Source organism: Mesorhizobium sp. WSM4819 (genome assembly GCF_055811215.1).
Window position 1 is genome coordinate 26,680 of sequence record NZ_JBVVQO010000030.1, and the last position, 20,848, is coordinate 47,527.

The window sequence follows — 20,848 nt, forward strand, 5'->3', positions numbered from 1 at the left end:
ACGCCCTGCTGCCGTGCGACCTACATGCGTAGCGCAGTCGGCTAAGCCGGCCGGCTGACAGCATGGCATCACGGCACCGTGCGCCGTGCCACGCTCGATCGGCAGCAGCATGCGCTCGTTGTGACCGTGGGCCATAATGCACTGGCCGCTCCTCCTCCCTTGAACGAGCCGCACGAGATGCGCCATCTCCGGGTAGGTGTCTTCAACAGCACCCTATCAGGGCCGCCAGAAAGGCTGCCCCTGATTCTATCTTTATCGCCCGGCAACTCGATCGGTAGCGGTACGCTGGCGACGGCGGAGCCACGGACGGTTGGGCGAAGCCAAGAGATGTCGGGGGCGCAGAAGCCGGAGGCCTCATTGTTGGACCGCCAAATTGTTAGCCCGATGATCCCCGCCATGCCACTTCACCAACTGGACGGCTTCAATTGCAACGAACTGGCTGTTTCCAGAGGGCCAGATTGCAAGTATCTGACCTGCAACGCACGCAAGGAGTTCCCCCGATGTACACCCCTCCAGCCTTCCGAGATGATGATATCGATTTCGCAGCTAGCCACATCAGTTTGGCTCCGGATCGGTTCAGCATCTTTCCGGGTTGGCGCCTACTCTGCGGAAGCAGCTGGATAGCCTCGATCGATCTTCGGTCATTTCGCCTAGCAGATCAATGTTCTCAAGAGGCGCGGTAGTATCCGTTGCGTGAAAGTCGGCTCACAATGAAGCACAATCGTGTGAATGAAGAGCGGGTCAGTTTGATTGACTCGCTTCCCTATGCCGATCATTTCGGCCTCGTGAATCAACAAACGGCAGAAGCCAGTCAGCCGAGAATGGCGGCCGCCTTCAAGAAGGAAAGCCACTCCGTGCGCCAGGCGCCACTTCGGTTTGCACTCGACTACATGGCGACGCCCGGGCTTGACGTCAGGACGTTCTTCGCGCTCGCCCGCGATCTCGGTCTGACCGACGTGCAAATCCGGAATAATCCCTGCAGTAAGGCTGTTGTGCGCGGCAAGCCGCCGGCGGATGTTCGGTCTGCCGCTGCCGAAGCGGGCGTCACGATCATCTCAGTCAACGCTCTACAGCGGTTCAACGAATGGACTCCCGCCCGCAAGGCCGAGGCCAGCAAACTCGCCGATTATGCGGCCGCCTGTGGCGCCCAGACGCTCATGCTGGTGCCGGTGAACGACGGTTCGTGGTCCGCCAATGGCGAGCGCAATGGCAATCTCCGCGTCGCCTTGAAGGCGCTCAAGCCGATACTTCAGTCGCGGGGTCTGATTGGGCTCATCGAACCGCTTGGCTTCCAGACCTCCTCGCTTCGGTCGAAGAACGAAGCGGCTAACGCTATTGCCGGGGTTGATGGCCAGTCCGTCTTCCGGCTTGTGCACGATACATTCCACCACACACTCGCCGGCGAGACGTCCTTCTTCTGCGATCTGACCGGTCTCGTGCACATTTCAGGCATAAACGATCCAACCTTGTGGGTTCACCCGGATCGCCTCTTGGGAGGTTCCGACAATTGCAGCCAGATCCGGGCGCTACTTGATGGCGGCTATACGGGTCCCTTTTCTCTTGAGCTCGTCGAGGAAGTCCACGCATTGAATGACACTGCAGGCGCATTTGCCGCCAGCATCGATCTCATCCGACACGGGCTACTGGCGCGAGTGCCGGTCTAAGGCGCGTAGGAAAAGTGAGCGGAGAAGTCATTTCGAGATCGCTCCTGTATCCCGCTCATGCGGATGCTTGCCGGATCACCATGGTCAAGACTGGCCATTGGACTGCCTTGGGCGGCCGCGGCAGTTCGATGGCCCGCCAGGCGAAGGTTGGATCTGATGCTGAGGGCGGCGGACTATCGGAATTTTCGGACGAAGAGTAACTGGTGGCGGGCAGGGCGAGTGCGCGAGCCAACCGCAGGTGGTCCTGAGGTGATCTTTTTTTAGGACCGCGGTCGCGCAGCTGCTGTTTCACCTCGGCGGCCTCTCCGGGATCACCGACGACCGCTTCCTCCGACCAAAACTGCCGATACCAGACCCGTAGCTATGAGCTCTCGATAGTGCGTCGGACAAGAATTCTGGCGCTCCGATCTGCGATTCAGCGTTATTAAACCCCCAGCTTCCTCTTCAGTTCCGCGTTCTCCTTGCGCAGGCGTTCCGCGAGCAGGCTCTTCAGTCGTTTGTTTTCTTCCTCAAGCGCGACGAGGTCCTTCAGATCGTCACCAACCGATGCGGGCAACGCAGCTTTCTTCCATTGATAGTAGGTCTGTTCCGAAATGCCGGCCTCCTTTACGGCGCTCTTGAGGGTGGCGCCGCCACTGATAGACTTCTGTATCAGGGCGAGCATCTGGGCGCGCTCCTTTTCAGAGTAGATCCTACGTCCGGTCCGCACGGTCGCTGCTGGTGCTTCCTCCGCCTGAGACGCCGCATTGGGCGCTTTCCTAGCAGGCGGCCTAGCCTCAGCCTTCGCTCTCGGCGACCGTTTGGCTTTCTTCTTTTGAGGCCCCTCTACCTTGGCTGCCGGTTGCGTTGCAGTTATTTCTGGTTCTGCGTCCAGGGGATTTGCCATGAGATACTCCGCTCGCGGTTTGTGAAAGTGTTCAGCATCAAGCGCTACAACACTTGAGTCAACAGGGCGACCATTTGGCAACTCCATCTCCTCGAGTTCCCTTGTTGTCTCGGCCATTGCTGCGGTAAGATCGACATCGCTCCAGATCGAACGACTCCGTTTTTGAGAACCGCGCTTCTGTCTGATCTCCACCGTGAATGCTCGGGGCTGCCGCCTCATAGGTCGTTCCTTGTGAACACGAATTATGCAGGAAGTCGCGGCAGACGACGAATGAAGGTCTGGCCGCTTCTTCTGTAGCCGAGCTATATGCATCCGACCGCCCGAGCAAGCCCCGCTGGCGACGCACACCCCGGAACAGACCGGTCCCTATGAGCACCTAAGAGCAAGTAGCAATGCCATCTCGGGACCGAGGAGGTGGTGGATTCCTGCAGCATGCAAAAGCTATCTCCCGTGTTTTCGATGGAGAGCGACGGCTGGCATCCGAACTGAAAGGAGCTGCTCAAGAGCTGCGATCCAATCTGCGCTGGCAGTGCAGGACGGCATACCTCCGAAGGCCGGTGCTACCGACGCTAGCCCGCTGATTAAAAACATGAACCGACATCGGTTGGAGCAGAAGAACAGACAGCTGCGCAGAATTGGCGCGCTGGGAGAGTGGAGGGCACGAGCCGAGTCGAACTCGCACCGAGCGTCGTCCGGCAGCGGCAGAGCATGACAGGCTCCTTCGACAAGAACGGAGCCTGACCGAAGCTACTCGTCGTCGCAGTCGTCGCTGGGGCGACCCTTTTTCCACGAGTACCGCGGCGGCCGCCTGGTCGGAACGTCGTCCCGGTACTGACCGAGTGAATTTTGCGGAGCCACGCAGCGGCGTCGTGCGCAATCGGGAAAGCCAATATAGGCTTGCCCTGGGCAGGACGTTTTCGTGGCCCGCGGAGTGCATAAATTCCCCGAGCCTTTACCGGGCCGCTATACCTCTTGGGAGCGAGTTTGCCACGCTCACGATATGTCCGGAAAAGTTGTTTCCCCTTTCACGCCGAGCTTCAAGCCGCTTCACTTGTGTTCGCCTCCTCCTGAAGGCCTGCCAACCCGCTTTTCGCGTTCGATCGATGGCGCGTTCTCAAGGCCGATCATGGCCTTGATGTCGACGGTCAGGTTTGGGAATGCTGAAGGACGCACGCCTGGTTGCCTCTCCGGCAGCCAGGCGATCACGGGGGACTTCGCTGAGCCATCAGCAAGCATTGCTGCAAAACGGCGCCAAAACTGCCCCCGACCGGCGTCGGCGTCGCCCGACCATTAGTGAGCGGTCCGACTCTGGGCAACGCACCGCTCCTGTTCGGAACACCGCATGAAGCGAAAGAGCCATTTTGGTGGGCCCGTTATGCTTCGTCCAGCAAACGATCGGCGGACGCGAGCTGCTTGTGAGGGATGCAGCCGAATGCAGCGCTGCTCCCACAACTGGCGAAGCTCCTTTGTAAGAGCTTCACGCTTAGCTTCATCTAACGTGATTGAATTGAGGAGATCCCCCAGCACGGCTTCGGCCTCGATCTGAATGAGCAGAGCGTACACTTCATTTGAAATGCGCACACCGTCCCGAGTGGAGTGGACCGCGCGGGCATTTATGAAAGGAATGTCGGCCATGGCGATAGATCACATCATTTCAGATGTTTTCCGGCAGATAGATGTCAAACGGGAGAAATGTCTGCCCCGGCGTCTCCGCGGTGCCGGTCTTGATGGCGCGATCCATCAGCAACATCAGCTCCTGGCAAAGTCGGCGCAGTGGCGTCGCCACCGCCATCGTGATGATGTCGTCCGCGAGGGCCTCCCGCGACTCCGGCGTGATTTCATTCACGATCGCGACGAGATCCTGGCCTTTGCCCTCTTCCCGGAGCGCGGAGATAGCCCCCTCCATGCCACCGCCGGCCATGTAGAAGCCGACGAGCTCAGGTTCCCGCTGCATAAGATCCAGCAGCGCCTCGTAGGTGATCTGTCGCTTCTCAAGATTGACGAGCGTATCCAGCACCTCGAATGCTGGCTCGTTCTCACGGAAATAGGAACGAAACCCGCTTTCCCGCAGCTCATGACCCTGGAAACGGTGGCTGCCGACAAACACGGCCACCTTGCCAGACTGTTTAGCGACCTTGGAGAACATCCAAGCTGCCGTCCGACCGACGCTGCGGTTGTTGAGACCAATGTAGCCCTCGCGCACGCCGGCGGCGAAGTCAGAAAGTAGCGAAAAGACCGGGATGCCTTTCGCCTTGAGCTCCTCGACTGTTGCCGTGATCTTCGGGTGATCTGGCGCCACCATGGCGATCGCGTGGCATCGGCTACCAAGATCCTTAAGCAGTGCCGTCAGATCCCCAGGCAAATGTGACGGCGCGAATTCGATGAGCGGAATGCCGTGGAAGCAGTGGGCCGAACTGACCGACGCCTCGACCTCGCGCGCGAACTCCTGGTAAAAATGCTGGGCCGGTTTCCTCAAGATGAAGCCCAGCCGGTAGCGGGGCAGGTCCTTTCCCATGCGCTGTTTGATAAGTCCCGCAGCATGATAGCCGATCGCGTGGGCCGCGTGGTGGACGCGACGCGCGGTCTCCTCCCGCACCGGAAGGCGAGCGTTCAGCACCCGATCGACCGTTGCCACGCTCACCCCCGCTTCGCGGGCGAGATCGGCAATTGTAGGGCGCTTTGCCGTCGCTCCGATTTTGATCGGCTGGCGCTCCGTCATCCGGTGCATGCCGGCGACGGATTGGGGCGGCAAAGTGATTTCGGCATCCTCCCCGATCGACGGCCTCTACATTGATCAGCGCTCCAGGCGCACCCGGGCGCGTCTCGGTCTGCGGTCCGTTTCCATAGGGCGTGCATGTTTCTTGTCCTCACCGCATTTGATGCTTCTGATCTGTGGCCCGCGAAGCGCTGTTTAGACCCGGCGAGCCGATGTTTGGTGGCTGATGAGCCGGCGACTTGGCTGTGCTGCAGCAATCTTGCTGGGGCGCGTGGCCGGTTTAATCTCTCGGCAAGCTCCCGTAGAAGGCAGCTTTCATGCGCGTTTCGTCCAGTTCGCCTTCCCAGCGGGCGACAACCAGCGAGGCCACCGCATTGCCGATTACGTTAGTCAGCGCTCGGCATTCGGACATGAAGCGGTCCACGCCAAGGATGAGAGCCATCCCAGCAACGGGAACGCTTGGTATTACGGAGAGCGTAGCAGCCAAGGTGATAAAGCCGGCCCCTGTTATACCTGCGGCACCTTTCGAGGAAAGCATCGCGACAAGCAATAGGAAGATCTGATCGGGAATCGACAAGTGCGTGTTCGTCGCCTGGGCGATGAAGAGGGCGGCGAGCGTCATGTAGATATTGGTGCCGTCCAGATTGAAGGAATATCCAGTCGGGATGACGAGACCCACGACGGAACGCTTCGCGCCGGCGTTCTCCATCTTCGCGATAAGCGAGGGCAGCGCGGCCTCCGAGGAGGACGTTGCCAGGACCAGCAGCAGCTCTTCCTTGATGTAGCGCACGAGAGAAAAGATCGAGAAGCCGTTGTATCGGCAGACCGCGCCTAGAATCCCGAATACGAAGAGGAAGGCGGTGAAATAGAACGTCGCGACCAGCATCGCGAGGTTGGCCACCGAACCGATGCCATATTTGCCAATCGTGAAGGCCATCGCGCCGAAAGCGCCGACGGGCGCGGCCCTCATCAGAATGCCGACCAGCTTGAACACCGGCGCGAGGAGCGCCTGAAGCAAAGAAAGCACAGGCTTGCCCGTGTCGCCGACCATCGCGAGAGCGATGCCGAACAGCACCGAGAAGAACAGGACCTGCATGATGTCGCCTTCGGCGAAGGCACTAACGATCGTAGAGGGAATGATGTTCATCAGGAAGCCGGTCACCGACTGCTCGTGGACCTTGGCGGCATAGCCCTTCACTGCCTGGGCATCGAGCGACGCCGGATCGATGTTCAGGCCGGCACCCGGCTGAACGACATTTGCGACAATGAGACCAACAATCAATGCGAGGCTCGAGAAGGTGAGGAAATAGATCATTGCCTTGCCGGCGACCCGGCCGACCTTCTTGAGGTCATTCATGCCGGCAATGCCGGTCGTCACGGTTAGGAAGATCACCGGCGCGATAATCATCTTGACGAGCTTGATGAAGGCATCGCCGAGCGGCTTCAGGCTCTCGCCGACCTCCGGGTAGAAATAGCCAACTGCGACACCGAGGGCGATGGCGGTAAGCACCTGAATGTAGAGCTGGGCGTAGAAGGCCTTGCGGGGCGCAGGACCCGCGCTTCGGATTGGTGGAGCCAACAGCTTTTCTCTCCCTGACCGGATCGGGGCGGGCCTCCTCCCTCCCGCGCTTCTCCCATCGCGGCGCTCCGGTCACGCGCTGCTGGCATGTCGAACAGCAAGGGGCGTGCCAAGTGGAGACCCGCGCCCAAATACGCGTATTCCTCCGCTCGGTGAGGCAGACTCAGTAGGGTGGGCTGTGCGGGTTTCCGCACTGTTGCCGTCATCTCTGGCGAAATCCCGCACTAACGCCCAGCTTTGCACCCATTGCTTTAGCCCGACAGCCACCAGCCGGTAACTCTGGCATCCGCTGTGCCAGCTCGCTTCTTTGTCGCATTTGCGACCCGGCCGGGCACGGAAGTGGAGGATTCCCTACACGAGCTGGCTCTTACCGCGCTCCCTCTGCAGCCGTGGCGTCCCGACGGGTCGTCGAAAAGACCGAATGATTCACCGGACCTGGCGCGCATCGGTGCGACTCAGAAGATGCTTCATAGCGCGAACACTTAAGCCGCTCGACGACGCTTCGGGCCGTAGTGTCCGACGCAGCCGCCCTAACGCCGACAGCATCCCGGAGGCGTCGACCTCCGTACGCTCACCGCGCCGGGCATCCGTGAACACGCCGGGGTAACTCTGCCGTTCGGATCGATCTGTCGGCAAATCTCAGTTGATGGAATTCTATCATGTCCTCCTGCTTTCCTTTCAGAAATGCGAGGAAAGCTCGGTTGACTAGCCATCCTCATTCCCGCTCTGTAGGGCAACGTGTGGTTGCGCTCCGGAAGCCTGAACCGCGCCTCAGTTCAGTAAGGATAGCCAAGCCATGCATCAAGCCTTGCCTCCGGCGTCTTTCGGGCTTGCCCCTCGTCAGGGCCTGACCGACGCCCAAAACCGTGACCCACACTTGATCTTATGCAAGGCAGTATGTCGCCTGCGGAACTCTGGCGTCCTCCCGCCGACACATCACGACTACCCGCATCAACGTCTCAAGCGTTCCGGTAAGCGGCTCCCACCCGCAAGCAAGTGCGCCAATCATGCTGCGGCTCGCCGTGCGAAGACATTCTTGTTGGTGCCGGCCATCGGTGGCTCGGGCCCTGATGCCATCTGATGATGCGTCTACGCGGGGGGACATCGCAGATCCAGATGGCGCGGCGTTGCTGTCGCGGCCCAAGATCGAGGATGACATGTCAGATCAGGACAATGGTCGCCAATCTGAAGACAGTGCTGAGCAGACTTCGTCAAGCTGCACATCATTGCACGACACCAAAAGGGATGACTCGGAACCCGCCATTCTGCCGTCGCGCGCGAGCGCGCTTGCCGGCATCTACGAAATTTCGAAAGCGCTCACCGCCCCCTCCGGGCTCGAGGTCAGGCTGGCCAAGGTTGTAGACCTGCTGCGATCGTTTCTGCAGATGAGGCACGGCATCATCTCTCTTTTCGACGGTGATGGCGAACTGGAGATCATCGCAGGCGCCGGCCGGACCGAGAGCTGCAGTGAGCGCTGCCGGACGTACCTGCCACGAAATGCAATCGACCAGGTTTTGGCGACGGACAAGCCCCTGGCCACCGAGAACATCGCGGTTCATCCAGCTTTCACCGCCGCCGACATGGACGTGCTCGGGGCTTCCGACGACATACCAGTGTCCTTCATCGGCGTTCCCATTAGCGTCGATGCAAATGTCGTGGGCACGCTGACCATCGATCACGTACTGCGCCATGGCTCAAGAGTTTGGCTCGATTACAGCCTCTGTCTGCTCCCGCTAATCGCCAACCTGGTAGGGCAGGCAGTGAAGTCGCATCGCTCTTTCGAGGGGGACCGCGAGCAACCGATGGCAAAGCAGGACTCCCTGCCAAAGCAGAAGCGCCTGGCCCCGCAGCGTAACACTCACGTGGAGGGGATGATTGGCGACAGTTTGGCGTTGCGAGGTCTGCTTGAGAAGGTCGCGCTCGTAGCCAAGGCCAAGATTGCGGTTCTGTTGCGAGGCGAATCCGGTACCGGGAAGGAGCTGGTCGCCAAGGCTATCCACGAGTTGTCCCCGCGCGCCAAGCGGCCCTTCATCAAACTCAATTGCGCGGCGCTACCCGAGACTGTGCTGGAATCCGAATTGTTCGGCCATGAGAAGGGTGCATTCACAAGTGCGTTCAACTCGCGCAAGGGGCGCTTTGAGCTCGCCGACAAGGGGACATTGTTTCTAGACGAGATCGGCGAGATTTCGGCCTCGTTCCAGGCAAAGCTCTTGCGCGTGCTGCAGGAGCAGGAGTTTGAGCGCGTCGGGGGCAATCAGACCATTAAAGTCGACGTCCGCATCATTGCCGCCACGAACAAGAACCTGGAAGAGGCAGTTGCCAGAAACGAGTTCCGTGCCGACCTCTACTACCGCATCAGTGTTGTTCCCTTGCTGGTGCCGGCGCTTCGCGAAAGGCGCAGCGATATTCCGCTACTTGCAGCTGAGTTTCTCAAGAATTTCAACGATGAGAATGGCCTTATGTTGACCTTCGATCCGAGCGCGATCGAAGTACTGATAAACTGTGACTTCCCCGGCAACATTCGCGAATTGGAAAACTGCGTGTATCGTACCGCGGTTCTGGCGGCGGGGCCATCAATCGGGAAAGACGACTTTGCATGCTGCCAGGGCAAATGCTTCGCCGAGGCGCTGCATAATTGCAGAGTTGGCAAAGTCGCGCTGCAACCTTCGCCGATCGGGCCGCTACCAGTGGTTCGGGCCATACCGCCGGCTGCTGGGGTTAGTTCTGCCGCCGTCCCACCGCCGTCAGCGACCGAAGGGCAGCCGCCGCTGGACCCAGCCGGGGTAGTCCACTCTGCGAGAATGGCCGATGCCGAACGTGTCATCCAGGCCATGGAGAGATGTGGCTGGGTCCAGGCAAAGGCGGCGCGCCTGCTCGGGCTGACGCCGCGCCAGATCGGCTACGTGTTGAGGAAATACGGCATCGAGATCAAGCGTCTTTGAACAGATCACCGAGCCGAGTAGCTGGGACAATGAAGCATTCGTGCCTCGGTGCCTTGAGACGAGTGATGCGGGGCTCCTTCAATTCCGATCCGATCGCACAGGCCGCGCTGCCCCCGCGGTGGTCGCCCCCACGAGCGGTCTGACGGCAGCGCTATGATCGGTGGTCCAGCCTATGTCTCGATCACCAGCTCGTGCCGAACGCACTGAGACAGAAACGGAGAAAAATTGATGTCTGATGCAAAACTGCAAACTGTGCTTTCTTGCCTTTCGCAAGTAGCAGGACAGTTAGATGTTCTGCTGTCCGACAAACCGGCGCCGGATCCTTGTTGCGTCAAGCTAAACACGAACGAGAACCCGTTTCCGTTGCCGAAAGCCATAATGCAAAGTGCGATGGCGGCTCTCGAACGGCAATATCTATATCCAGAAGACGACAACGTCAGCTTGAGGCAAGCAGCGTCGGAAGCCTACGGTGTCTCGAAGGATCAGGTGATCGCCGGAAATGGATCGTCTGAACTGCTCGGGCTTATCTACAGAGCTTTCCTGGTTCCAGGTGACAGAATGGCGATGATGTCGCCGGGGTTTTCGTTCAACCGCAAACTTGCCCGTTTGCAGGGTGCTCAATTTCTCGAAATCGGATGGTGCGCAGATCATTCCTTGCCCGTCGAAGACTTGCTTTTGGGACCGGCAAAAGATGCCAAGTTCATTCTGCTGGCCAACCCAAACAATCCGACCGGAACGTTTGTTCCTGTGGCCGATGTTGAACGCCTGGTATCACAATCAGACCGTCTGATTGTCTTGGATGAGGCCTATGTCGATTTTGCACCGGACAATGGTCTGCATCTCCTCGATCGCTATCCAAACCTCCTGATCTTGAGAACATTCTCGAAAAGCTATGCCACCGCCGGCATTCGCGTCGGTTTCGGACTTGGCCACCCCGAAGTCATTGGCAGGCTGCGGGATCTCCAGAACGTCTTCAACATGAACGTGATCGGCCAGGCTGTTGGCATCAGTGTGCTTGGGCACCGCGGCGCCTATGCCGAGAACCACAAGCACATCAGGCATGAAAGACAGCGAGTGACGGTGGCACTGTCGAAACTCGGATTTTCCGTAATACCTTCTCACGCAAATTTCCTGCTAGCGCGTGTGCCAGCGGGGCAGGAAGGTTCATGGTGGCAAGCAGCCTTGGAAAGGCAAAAGATACTCGTTGCCTTCTTTGAGGATGCAGGGCTGGAAAAATACATCCGCGTCAGCATCGGTACAAGAGCCGAGATGGATGAATTTCTTGAGGTCGCCACAGAGATAGCTGCAACGGCGAAGGAAACGATCCCGCTGTGCCGGCCGTCAGCGGCCGCTGCTTCTGCCTTAACCAGTCGGTAGTTTCCCGCAATTTCAGCGCACCAATAATTTGGATTTGCTTGCATCATTGCGAGCCACGAACTGTTGCAAAGAGTTGGAGAAAATTCGTGAAGAATGCCTTCCCCCGGGGCCTGACCTTCGGCATATTCGACCATCTGGACGAGGACGGCTGCGAGATTGCCCGGCAATACGCCGATCGCCTGAGTTTGGCAGAGGCGTGCGATCAGCTTGGCTTCTATGCATATCATCTGGCAGAGCACCACTGCACTCCGCACGGGAGGAGCCCATCGCCGAATCTGTTCTTATCCAGCGTCGTCCAGCGCACCCGGCACCTTCGCGTCGGCCCGATGGTAATGCTCCTTGCCCTTTATCATCCGCTGCGTGCGTTCGAGGAGATCTGCATGCTCGACCAATTGAGTGGTGGCAGGGTCGAACTGGGCATAGGGCGCGGCTCTCTCCCAGTCGAACTGGGTTACTTCGGGATTGCTGCGGAGGCGGCGCCAGGTCACTATGCGGAAGCCAGCGAAATCCTTATCAAAGCGATGAACGGCGACACGCTGTCCTATCGCGGCCGCCATTTTGAGCTGAATGACGTCCCTTTGACGCTGAGATCTCATCAGCGCCCCCATCCACCGACATGGATCGCCACCAATAGACCCGAGTCGGCCAGCTGGGCCGCTGCTAGTGGCGCCAACATCGCGTGCCTGGGACCTGCCTCTTCGGTTCGCAGAATTACTGATGCATTCCGAGCCTGCCGGGAGCGCAGTGCCGACGCGGACGAGCGGGGGCCATTTCTTGGGATGCTCCGCATGGTCGTGATCGCGCGATCGGAAACAGATGCATATGCGCTCGCGGCCCCCGCTTACGAACGATGGCTCAAGAGCTTCAGGTTCCTCTACGATCTCAACGCGCTCCAGACGCCCCCAAATCTGCCGCTGAGCTTGGATGCGGCAATCGAGAGCGAGTTGTGCGTGGTGGGGACGGCATCTTCCGCGCGACAAGCTCTTCTTGATCAGCTCGAAGAGGCCGGTGCTAATTATCTACTTTGCCAACTTGCGTTTGGGAATCTGTCCTTAGACGCTTCGCTATACACCGCAAGGACGATCCAATCTGAAATCATGGCTCGAGTTACCTGACGTGCAATGCGGCGTTCGGCGTTCGGAGTTGAATTTCTCCGGCGCACCATCACCTTCCCGGTCCGCGCATGATGCCGATATAGTGCTTGGTATGTGGGTGGAGGGCGCGCACGCTTGTGGAGGCCCTAGAAAGTTGGAGCGACCGGCCTGCCGATTAAGAAATCGCCCCGATTTCGTTTCGCAAGAGAGGGCGAACTTGTGCGTACCAGGGCAAAACCCCGGTTTCTGAAGCATAGAGAGGATTGCTATAGCTCATTATTTAAGGCACTATGAGTTATAGAAAGGTGCGCTATAACTCATGGTATGGAATTGGGAGCAGGCTGACTGGCCGCATTTTACCTACGATAAGGAAGAATTGGAACCGCTGGAAAGCGAATTCCTGCTCCGATCGGGTGAGTTCCTGGGTGTCTTTCGGCACGTCGGTTCTGACGATCGCGACCAGATACGCATCGATCTTATCAGTGAAGAGGCCTTGAAGACATCCGCGATTGAAGGGGAATACCTCAACCGCGAGAGTCTGCAATCATCCCTGCGCCAGCAACTTGGGCTGGGCAGCGAGAACAGGCGCATTCCGCCTGCCGAGCGCGGCATCGCGGAAATGATGGCCGACGTGTATTTACATTTTGGCCATGCCCTCTCGCATCGCACTCTCTACGCTTGGCACAAGATGGTGATGTCGGGGGAACGGCGTATTGAGACCATTGGCAATTACCGCCAGCATGCCCATGTCATGCAGATCGTTTCCAATGGGCTGGATAAGCCCAAAGTGCATTTCGAGGCACCTCCCTCAGCGCGGGTAAAAGCCGAAATGGATGCTTTCACCGCTTGGTTCAACGATACCGCGCCTAAAGGTAAGACGCCGCTCCCGGCGTTGACGCGAGCCGGCATCGCGCACCTTTATTTCGAGAGCATCCACCCATTTGAGGATGGCAACGGCCGCATAGGCCGTGCCCTCTGCGAAAAGGCGCTTGCTCAAAGCCTGGGTGAACCAAGTCTCATCGCTTTGGCATACACGATCGAACGCCACCGCAAGGCCTACTACGACAACCTGCAGGCCAGCAATAAGAGCAACGCGGTAACAAATTGGCTGCTCTACTTTGCCAACACGATCCTTGAAGCGCAACGCGTAACGCTGGTCCGCGTCGAATTCTCCGTAGCTAAAGCCAAGTTTTACGAACGCTACCGAAACCAGTTCAACGAGCGGCAGGAAAAGGTCATCGCCCGAATGTTCCGCGAAGGCATCGACGGGTTCAAAGGAGGCCTCAGCGCCGAGAATTATATCGCCATCACTCAAGCATCGCGCGCGACGGCGACAAGAGATCTGCAAGACCTCGTTTCCAAGGGCGCGATGATTAGAACTGGCGAACGGCGACACACGCGTTACGCCCTAAACATTCTGGATGACCGCAGGTAAACCGCAGCACAGATTTATTGCCACCTTACTCGCGCAGCGACACGTGCGAAGTTTTGAGCAAAAAGGTCTATGAATTCAGGATCGCGCTGGGCAAAGCCTGGGCACCAAGTCCGACTTAAACGGGTCCGTCTGCATTTCGCTGAGAATTTCAGGGCAACGGTCGCGGTCCCAGCGTGTTTTTATCTTCAAGTGTCGGCAATGTTCATGGCATTTCGGGCGACCGAAGCGATACGGCCAACGCATCGGCGGTGCCGCTCCGCCTTTCTCAAAATCACCTTCGGTCTGGCCCATCTGGTTTGTTAAATGGGCAAAGCAAATCACGTCCTTGTGACGCGCCGATGCAAAGGAATAGAGGGCCGCTGCTACCGTTTCCGGACAATTGCCGGAGTGCAAGCCGCACTTCAGCTCGTGGCTTAGCCGTGGTCAAAATCATCACCTCGCCGTGCAGTCGCGCCTCATGACCTGGATGGTGGCGGAAAGGCCGGCTCACGAATGATTAGATCGTTCGAGATCGGGTCCAGTCAGTGCCGGGCGTGTTCGCATTGGCTGTGATCGGCCAGCACCTCAATCACCCGGCATTCGCCGACCTTCCCGTGCCGGCAGCCTTCGACCATGAGTTCCAGTTCGGCCTTCAATGCCGTGAGGCTGCGTATCCGCTGAACGACGTCGGCCAGCCGCGCCTGGGCTATAGTGTCGGCCGTGGCGCAGGGTTGGCTGGGATTATCCTGCAACGTCAGCAGGGTACGGATGGCTTCGATGTCGAACCCCAACTCGCGTGAATGGCGAATAAACGCCAGCCGGCGCAAATCGCTGGTTTCATAGTGCCGTCGATTGCCCTCGCTGCGGTTCGGCGCGGGCAGCAGGCCGATCTGCTCATAGTAGCGGATGGTCGGCACTTTCACGCCGCTCTGTCGTGCCGCTTCGCCAATCGGGACACTGCGCATGATTTTTCGCTTGCTCCTCTAGTCGCTAGAGAATGTAGCGTGCCGCTGGAATGGTTCAAGGAGTGAGACGATGGCTGCAACCGCCGCACAAACTCTTTATCGCGTCGAAGGCATTGGATTGTGCCGGCTGCGCGACGAAAATCGATAGCGCGGTGCGCCGCATGCATGGAGTCCGGGATGTGAACGTCTCGGTCACTGCCGCCACCATGACCGTCAGGCACACTGCCGAAAGCGACCTCGCCGCGATCGAAAAGAAGGTGACGGGCCTCGGCTATTCTGTGGCTCAGCTCACGAGCGAAGCCGGACAGATTGCCAAGCCGGTCGGGCACGGCACCAAAGGCGGCCATGACCACGCTGGCCACGATCATGCTGGCCGCGACCATGCCGGCACAGCCAAAGATGACCACGACGACGTGGAGGGCTTGCATGGCCACGACCACACGCCGGCCACGGGGCCGTGGTGGAACAGCGCCAAAGGCCGGCTGAGCATCGCCAGCGGCGCCGCATTGGCCGCAGCTTTTGCGATTCACTATGTCTGGCCGGCCACCGGCGTCTGGCTTTTCATTGCCGCCATGCTGATCGGACTGGTGCCGATTGCACGGCGAGCTGTTATGGCCGCGCTCGCCGGCATTCCCTTCACCATCGAAATGCTGATGACCATCGCGGCGATCGGCGCCGTCATCATCGGTGCCGGCGAGGAAGCCGCCACCGTGGTCTTCCTGTTCCTCGTCGGAGAGTTGCTGGAAGGCGCGGCCGCCGGCAAGGCGCGCTCCAGCATCCAGGCGCTGACCACGCTGGTGCCCAAGACGGCATTCCTGGAGGAGAATGGCGCCACGCGCGAAGTTCCGGCCGAAGCCCTTGGGGTTGGCGCCGTCATTCTGGTGCGGCCGGGCGATCGCATTCCAGCCGACGGCAAGATCATCGAGGGCGAAAGCGCCATCGATGAATCGCCGGTGTCGGGGGAAAGCGTGCCGGTGCGCAAGGGCGTCGACGCGGACGTTTTCGCCGGCACCATCACTGGCGACGGCGTGTTGCGCATAACCGTCACGGCTGCGGCGTCCGACAACACCATCGCCCGCATCGTCAAGCTGGTCGAGGAGGCCCAGGAAAGCAAGGCGCCGACGGAACGCTTCATCGACCATTTCTCACGCTGGTATACGCCCGCCGTCGTCGCCGTGGGGGCTCTGGTGGCCGTCGTCCCGCCGCTGGCCTTCGGCGACGACTGGAACGAATGGATCTACAAAGGCCTGGCGCTGCTGCTCATCGGCTGCCCCTGCGCCCTCGTCATATCGGTGCCGGCGGCAATCGCCGCCTCGCTCTCGGCCGGCGCCAGGCGTGGTCTTTTAATGAAAGGCGGCGCGGTGCTGGAAGGCTTGGGCAAGATCACCGTCGTGGCTTTGGACAAGACCGGGACGCTGACTGAAGGCAAGCCCGTGGTGACGGATGTCGTGGCCATCGAGATCAGCGAAAAAGAGGTGCTGTCGCTGGCCGCTGCACTCGAAACCGGATCGAGCCATCCGCTTGCCCTGGCTATCTTGCGAAAGGCCAAGGCCGATCGCGTGCCGGTGCCGCCGGCGGCGGAGGCCAAGGCGCTCGGCGGCAAGGGCGTCGTCGGTCGCATTGGCGGTAAGAACGTCTTCCTGGGCTCGCCGATCGCTGGAGGCGAGAAGGTCGCGCTGCCGGCCGAGCAGGCGGCCCGCATCGCCGAACTCAACGACCAGGGCAAGTCGGTGTCGGTGCTGCTGATCAACGATGTGCTGGCCGGTTTCATCGCCATGCGCGACGAGCCTCGGCCGGACGCGCAGGCCGGCCTCAAGGCGCTGACCGATGTTGGCATCAGGACTATCATGCTGACTGGCGACAACCAGCGCACGGCGGCAGCAATCGGCAGGCACCTCGATATCGAGGTGCGCTCGGAACTGCTGCCCGAAGACAAGCAGCGCATTGTCGGCGAGTTGAAAGGGCAGGGGCTGACGATCGCTAAGGTCGGCGACGGCATCAACGATGCGCCGGCGCTCGCCGCGGCCGACATCGGCATTGCCATGGGCGGCGGCACCGATGTCGCCCTGGAGACGGCAGATGCGGCGGTGCTGCATGGCCGCGTCGGCGATGTCGCGGCGATGATAAAACTGTCTCAGGCGACCATGGCCAACATCAAGCAGAACATCACCATGGCGTTGGGGCTGAAGGCGGTGTTCCTGGTGACGACCGTAGTCGGCATCACCGGCCTGTGGCCCGCCATTCTCGCCGACACAGGCGCGACGGTGCTGGTGACAGCCAACGCCATGCGGCTGTTGCGCTGGAAAGGTGGCGTGTAGATTGCCGCCTTCTATGTCGTTTGGGATGGCCGATGAGCAACAACCATTCGCATCGAAGCGGCGCTTATTATTCGCCCGCGCCGTTTATCGGGGCATTTCTGGCGATTGCCCTTTTGGGTGAGCAACTGCGCCCGGCTGGTGCTAGCCGGCGTGCTGATGGGGTAGGTCTCTTGCTGCATCTCACAGCGATCGCGGCGTGCAATATGCCTGTGCCGAGTACGCCGCACGACTTGCGGCACACGACATCCAGCCGAGCATGAGCCGGGTGGGCAATCCCTAGGACAATGCCAAGGCGGAGCGCTTCATGCGAACGCTGAAGGAGGAGGAAGCCGACGGCAGAGCCCATCGCGACATCGACGATGCAAGGAACAGGATCGGCGAATTCATCGACGCCGTGTACAACAAGCAGCGCCTGCATTCGGTGATCGATTATCAATCGCCGGATGAATATGAATCCGGCCTAACGCGATTGCGGCGGGAAGCCCCTGCGGCAATCTCAGAAACGGAGAACTGTTACTGATCTCTGTCTCACCCGAGGGGTGCACTTCACCATGTCATAGGTACAAAACGTCACCTATGTCTCGGGTCGCTCATCAGAAGTTGCATGACACTAAGCCCTGCCAAGCATGTTTATGTAACTTTCGTGTAACCGGCAGCGGTCACATCTTGCATCCGTCGCACCGGAACAAAACTATGGGAAGCCAGCCTTGCGACGTCCGCGCATTGATGCGACTAGAGGTTTGATGTCAAAGAGATTGTAGAATGGCAGTTTCCAGGGGGCGCGAAGGCGCGGACTTTAAACCATCAACCGTGCGGACGATCGCTGAACGTGCGAACTTCCGCTGTGCCGTGCCAGGTTGCCCAACTCCGACTTCCGGCCCCGGCGCCACTCCGCGACAAGTCGCCCTGACTGGGACGGCGTGCCATATCTACAGCGCCGGAGTTGCTGGCCCCCGGGGTCGCGGCGGTCTATCAGTTGAACAGCTTTCCGACGCTGAGAATGGAGTTTGGGCGTGTGCGACACACGGTCGCCTGATCGATACCAATGGCGGCGCCGTATATCCGGCTGATCTCCTTAAAGGCTGGAAGCAACTGCAGGAGGCTCAGTTGCGACGGGAGCGGGACGGCCTTCCCACCGCTATCGGATGGCTGGGTGAAATCGTTGTCCAAAAGAGCTTCCTATTCGAGAAGGATGCTAAACTCGAGTTCGGGCAGTTTACGCTGCTCCAAGGAGCATCCTACGGAAAGACGGCGATTTGTGATTGGATCTCTGCCGTCTTGGGCGAAGAACTCCCGCACCGTTGGGCAATCCCTGCCTCTCCAATTCTTACATCGGTTGTCGCCTACATACCCGAGAAAAGGCGGCTCGACGGGGCATTCGATTACGGCGTGACGAAGTTGGTTATTGACGGCGTTCCTGTCGTCGAAGTCCCGAAAATATTTTCAGTAGTTTATCTTCGAGAAACTGCCGGGGCGTCGCTCCGTAATCACGGCGGTGAAGATGACGAGAGAATTGCTGCCAACTTCGGACTCTCCCGCGCGGTTTTGAGAAGCCTTGTCCAGGATATTCAGCGGAATGGCACCACGTGGGGACGCGATTTGGCCTTCTACGACGAACCGAAATATCTTGGTGAAGACGAAGAAGGTGAGGAGATGTTTTCCGAAAGCGAAACTGAGGTAACTCTCCGGCTGGGCGGGCCAAGTGGAGTGGTGTTAGGGGCCTTATCCGGAAGCGCGAAGGTCCGCGTCCTGCTTGAGTTTGCATGCGCGTTGGCGAGGGAAAGAGCCAGGCGCGGTCCGACCGTACTGATCTTAGACGGGAGCGAATGGCCATTCGACCATCGGAACATGGATGCGTGCGGTGCCTTTCTCTCAAACCAGCCCTGCCAGGTATTGTTGACAGTTCGCGACAACTGGGAGCCAAAGACTTTAGCAGCGTGGCACGGATGGAGCCGATATAGGGTCTTCAAGGGAAGTGGCGGCTCTCGCGTCGAGCGTTTGCCTTGGTCGGAGGTACCATAGGCGCCGGTTTTGGTGAAGGCGACCAGCCTCCGGACTTTAAGAGACCGCATTCATAAACCGCAGGCTCATGCCGCCCGCGGAACGCCAATTCGCGCCGCCCAAAGCCTCACGAATGTTCTCCGTTGAAGAATCCGGGGTGTTGTCGTGGGCGAGGAGGATTGAGGGATCGACAGTGCTCGCGAATCTCGGCCTTATGCGACTGCCTGCCTTCTAGGCAGCTGTTGGGTTTAGACTGTTGGTTCATTGTCGAATGCAAACAACAATCTGGAACAGCCAGAGGGATTGGGGGAAAAGTGCCGATGGCCAGGGGCATATTAGTTAAGTTTCCGACGCCGGAAGCGCAACTGAAACGCGCGGTGCGCCAGCATCTCAAGCGCCTTGGATTCAAAAAGGGTAAGAACGGCTTGCTATTGCCGCCGGGGCAAGACAAGGAGGCGGTGCGGCAGCTTCATGGGGAGCAACGTCGCGACAAGCTTGAGGCGAACACCGTCTTCCTTGCCCGATGTGCGGAGGAACTCCTGCCGCATTTTGCGGACGGCGACGAGATTGAACCCGCCAACATCAGGTTGGCGCTTCGGCGAGTGCGCAGCGATACCAAGGATGCCGACCTGTTCCGGCTGGCCACGCTAACCTGGTCCGTACCCGTATCGGCTGGGTTTGGCCGCCGCCTGCGCTACCTAGTATGGGACGAGGGTCACGACCGTCTGGCCGGGATCATCGCTTTGGGCGACCCTGTTTTCAACCTGTCGGTACGCGACAAGTTGGTCGGCTGGAGCTCGGCTGACCGTTCTCTGCGGCTGGTGCACCTGATGGATGCTTATGTGCTGGGTGCGGTGCCGCCGTACTCGTTCCTGCTCGGCGGCAAAGCTGTGGCTGCGCTGGTGCGGTCACAGGAAGTGGTGCGGGACTTCAAGGACACCTACGGTGAGTCCATTGGCATCATTTCGGGAGCCGCCAAGCACGCTAGCCTGCTGATGGTGACAACCAGCTCATCGATGGGGCGTTCGTCGGTCTATAATCGATTGGCTCTTGGTGGCACACGCTACTTCCAGCCGGTGGGTTATACCATCGGCTGGGGGCACTTCCACATTACAGACGCCCTGTTCGAGAAACTGCGAGCCTATCTCCGGCAGCTCAACCACGGCTATGCCGACCACCATGAGTACGGCAAGGGACCGAACTGGCGGCTGCGCACCATTAAGGCGGCTCTGACGCGGCTGGGCTTCAAAGAGTCATTGCTAAAACACGGCATCCAGCGGCAAGTGTTTCTGTGCAGCCTGGCAGCCAACACGGTCGACATCCTCCGTGGGAGCGGGGCCGATCCTGACTATAGCAACCTATTGAGCGTCGACGAGGTATCGGCGCTGGCAGTAAGCCGCTGGATGGCCCCGCGCGGCATCCGCGAGCCGGCTTATCGCAATTGGCGAAAAGACCGCGTGCCGCAGTTGGTGAGCGGCGCCGTTGCCGGTAGCCTTGCCGAGTTGAAGGAACAGTCTGCGCAATCTGCCAGACGAACGGGCTGAGGGGATGTATTTCGCCATCGACGTTGCGAGCGGACAGCGGGTAGAGGCCTCGCTGGCGCAGCGGCACCGCCGTTACTCCTGTCCTGTCTGCAGTGCGCGTGTTAGCCCCCGGCAAGGCACCTATCGCGATGCGCACTTTGCCCACCTCTCGGGTGCCGCGCGACCGGAGTGCCACCTTTATCATGCGTCCGAGGGATGGCAGGGGCCAAGGGCGGAGACGGCCGTGCAGACGCGGCCAGAGCCAGCCACTCCTCAGTTGCCTCTTACCCTTATTCTGTATGTGCAGCCGCCCGTCGGCAGGGTATCGGCCCGTTGGGGCCTTGAGGTGCAGATTCCCCGCGCGCCCAC

At 59.6% G+C, this 20,848-nt stretch carries 12 protein-coding genes and 3 pseudogenes; 10 read left to right on the forward strand and 5 right to left on the reverse strand.

Annotation, left to right across the window (positions count from 1 at the left end):
* Positions 1-821 precede the first annotated feature (821 nt).
* Positions 822-1,664, forward strand: a complete 843-nt coding sequence (locus tag AC0L18_RS23450; RefSeq protein ID WP_473494392.1) for a TIM barrel protein — start codon at positions 822-824, stop codon at positions 1,662-1,664.
* Positions 1,665-2,088: 424 nt separating this feature from the next.
* Here the strand turns inward: AC0L18_RS23450 and AC0L18_RS23455 are convergent, their stop codons facing one another.
* The 4 genes from AC0L18_RS23455 to AC0L18_RS23470 form a co-directional block, all read right to left on the reverse strand.
* Positions 2,089-2,667: a transposase gene (locus AC0L18_RS23455; protein WP_473494353.1), complete on the reverse strand. Its 579-nt coding sequence runs from the start codon at positions 2,665-2,667 to the stop codon at positions 2,089-2,091.
* A 930-nt stretch (positions 2,668-3,597) separates the two neighbouring features.
* The gene (locus tag AC0L18_RS23460) at positions 3,598-3,756 is read right to left on the reverse strand and encodes a hypothetical protein (RefSeq protein ID WP_473494354.1); all 159 of its coding nucleotides are present in this window, start codon (positions 3,754-3,756) and stop codon (positions 3,598-3,600) included.
* A 448-nt stretch (positions 3,757-4,204) separates the two neighbouring features.
* Positions 4,205-5,269, reverse strand: coding sequence for a LacI family DNA-binding transcriptional regulator (locus AC0L18_RS23465; protein WP_473494355.1), 1,065 nt, complete (start codon positions 5,267-5,269; stop codon positions 4,205-4,207).
* 277 nt (positions 5,270-5,546) lie between these two features.
* Positions 5,547-6,848 (reverse strand): dicarboxylate/amino acid:cation symporter, encoded by a 1,302-nt coding sequence (locus tag AC0L18_RS23470; RefSeq protein WP_473494393.1) that lies wholly within the window; start codon positions 6,846-6,848, stop codon positions 5,547-5,549.
* Positions 6,849-8,002: 1,154 nt separating this feature from the next.
* On the opposite strand from AC0L18_RS23470, the gene nifA reads away from it, so the two are divergent.
* The 4 genes from nifA (at position 8,003) to AC0L18_RS23490 (ending at position 13,693) form a co-directional block, all read left to right on the forward strand.
* Positions 8,003-9,787, forward strand: a complete 1,785-nt coding sequence (gene nifA / locus AC0L18_RS23475; RefSeq protein WP_473494356.1) for a nif-specific transcriptional activator NifA — start codon at positions 8,003-8,005, stop codon at positions 9,785-9,787.
* 228 nt (positions 9,788-10,015) lie between these two features.
* On the forward strand, positions 10,016-11,164 hold the full coding sequence (gene hisC / locus AC0L18_RS23480) for a histidinol-phosphate transaminase (protein WP_473494357.1): 1,149 nt from the start codon (positions 10,016-10,018) through the stop codon (positions 11,162-11,164).
* 86 nt (positions 11,165-11,250) lie between these two features.
* Positions 11,251-12,279, forward strand: coding sequence for an LLM class flavin-dependent oxidoreductase (locus AC0L18_RS23485; RefSeq protein ID WP_473494358.1), 1,029 nt, complete (start codon positions 11,251-11,253; stop codon positions 12,277-12,279).
* Between the two features lie 298 nt (positions 12,280-12,577).
* Entirely contained in the window at positions 12,578-13,693 is a 1,116-nt protein-coding gene (locus tag AC0L18_RS23490) for a Fic family protein (protein ID WP_473494359.1), read from the forward strand.
* Positions 13,694-14,214: 521 nt separating this feature from the next.
* On the opposite strand, the gene AC0L18_RS23495 is transcribed toward AC0L18_RS23490, so the two are convergent.
* Positions 14,215-14,637, reverse strand: coding sequence for a MerR family transcriptional regulator (locus AC0L18_RS23495; RefSeq protein WP_473480639.1), 423 nt, complete (start codon positions 14,635-14,637; stop codon positions 14,215-14,217).
* Between the two features lie 70 nt (positions 14,638-14,707).
* On the opposite strand from AC0L18_RS23495, the pseudogene AC0L18_RS23500 reads away from it, so the two are divergent.
* From AC0L18_RS23500 to AC0L18_RS23520, 5 genes and pseudogenes are all read left to right on the forward strand, one after another.
* A pseudogene (locus AC0L18_RS23500) lies at positions 14,708-16,955 on the forward strand (heavy metal translocating P-type ATPase).
* A gap of 292 nt (positions 16,956-17,247) precedes the next feature.
* Positions 17,248-17,475 (forward strand): annotated as a pseudogene (locus AC0L18_RS23505) (integrase core domain-containing protein); the annotation flags it as partial.
* Between the two features lie 587 nt (positions 17,476-18,062).
* Positions 18,063-18,977 carry a hypothetical protein gene (locus AC0L18_RS23510; RefSeq protein ID WP_473494360.1) on the forward strand — a complete coding sequence of 305 codons (915 nt, stop codon included), beginning with the start codon at positions 18,063-18,065 and terminating at the stop codon, positions 18,975-18,977.
* A 299-nt stretch (positions 18,978-19,276) separates the two neighbouring features.
* Positions 19,277-20,500 (forward strand): Druantia anti-phage system protein DruA, encoded by a 1,224-nt coding sequence (locus AC0L18_RS23515; protein WP_473494361.1) that lies wholly within the window; start codon positions 19,277-19,279, stop codon positions 20,498-20,500.
* Between the two features lie 4 nt (positions 20,501-20,504).
* Positions 20,505-20,642, forward strand: a pseudogene (locus tag AC0L18_RS23520) (competence protein CoiA family protein); the annotation flags it as partial.
* Positions 20,643-20,848: the final 206 nt, after the last annotated feature.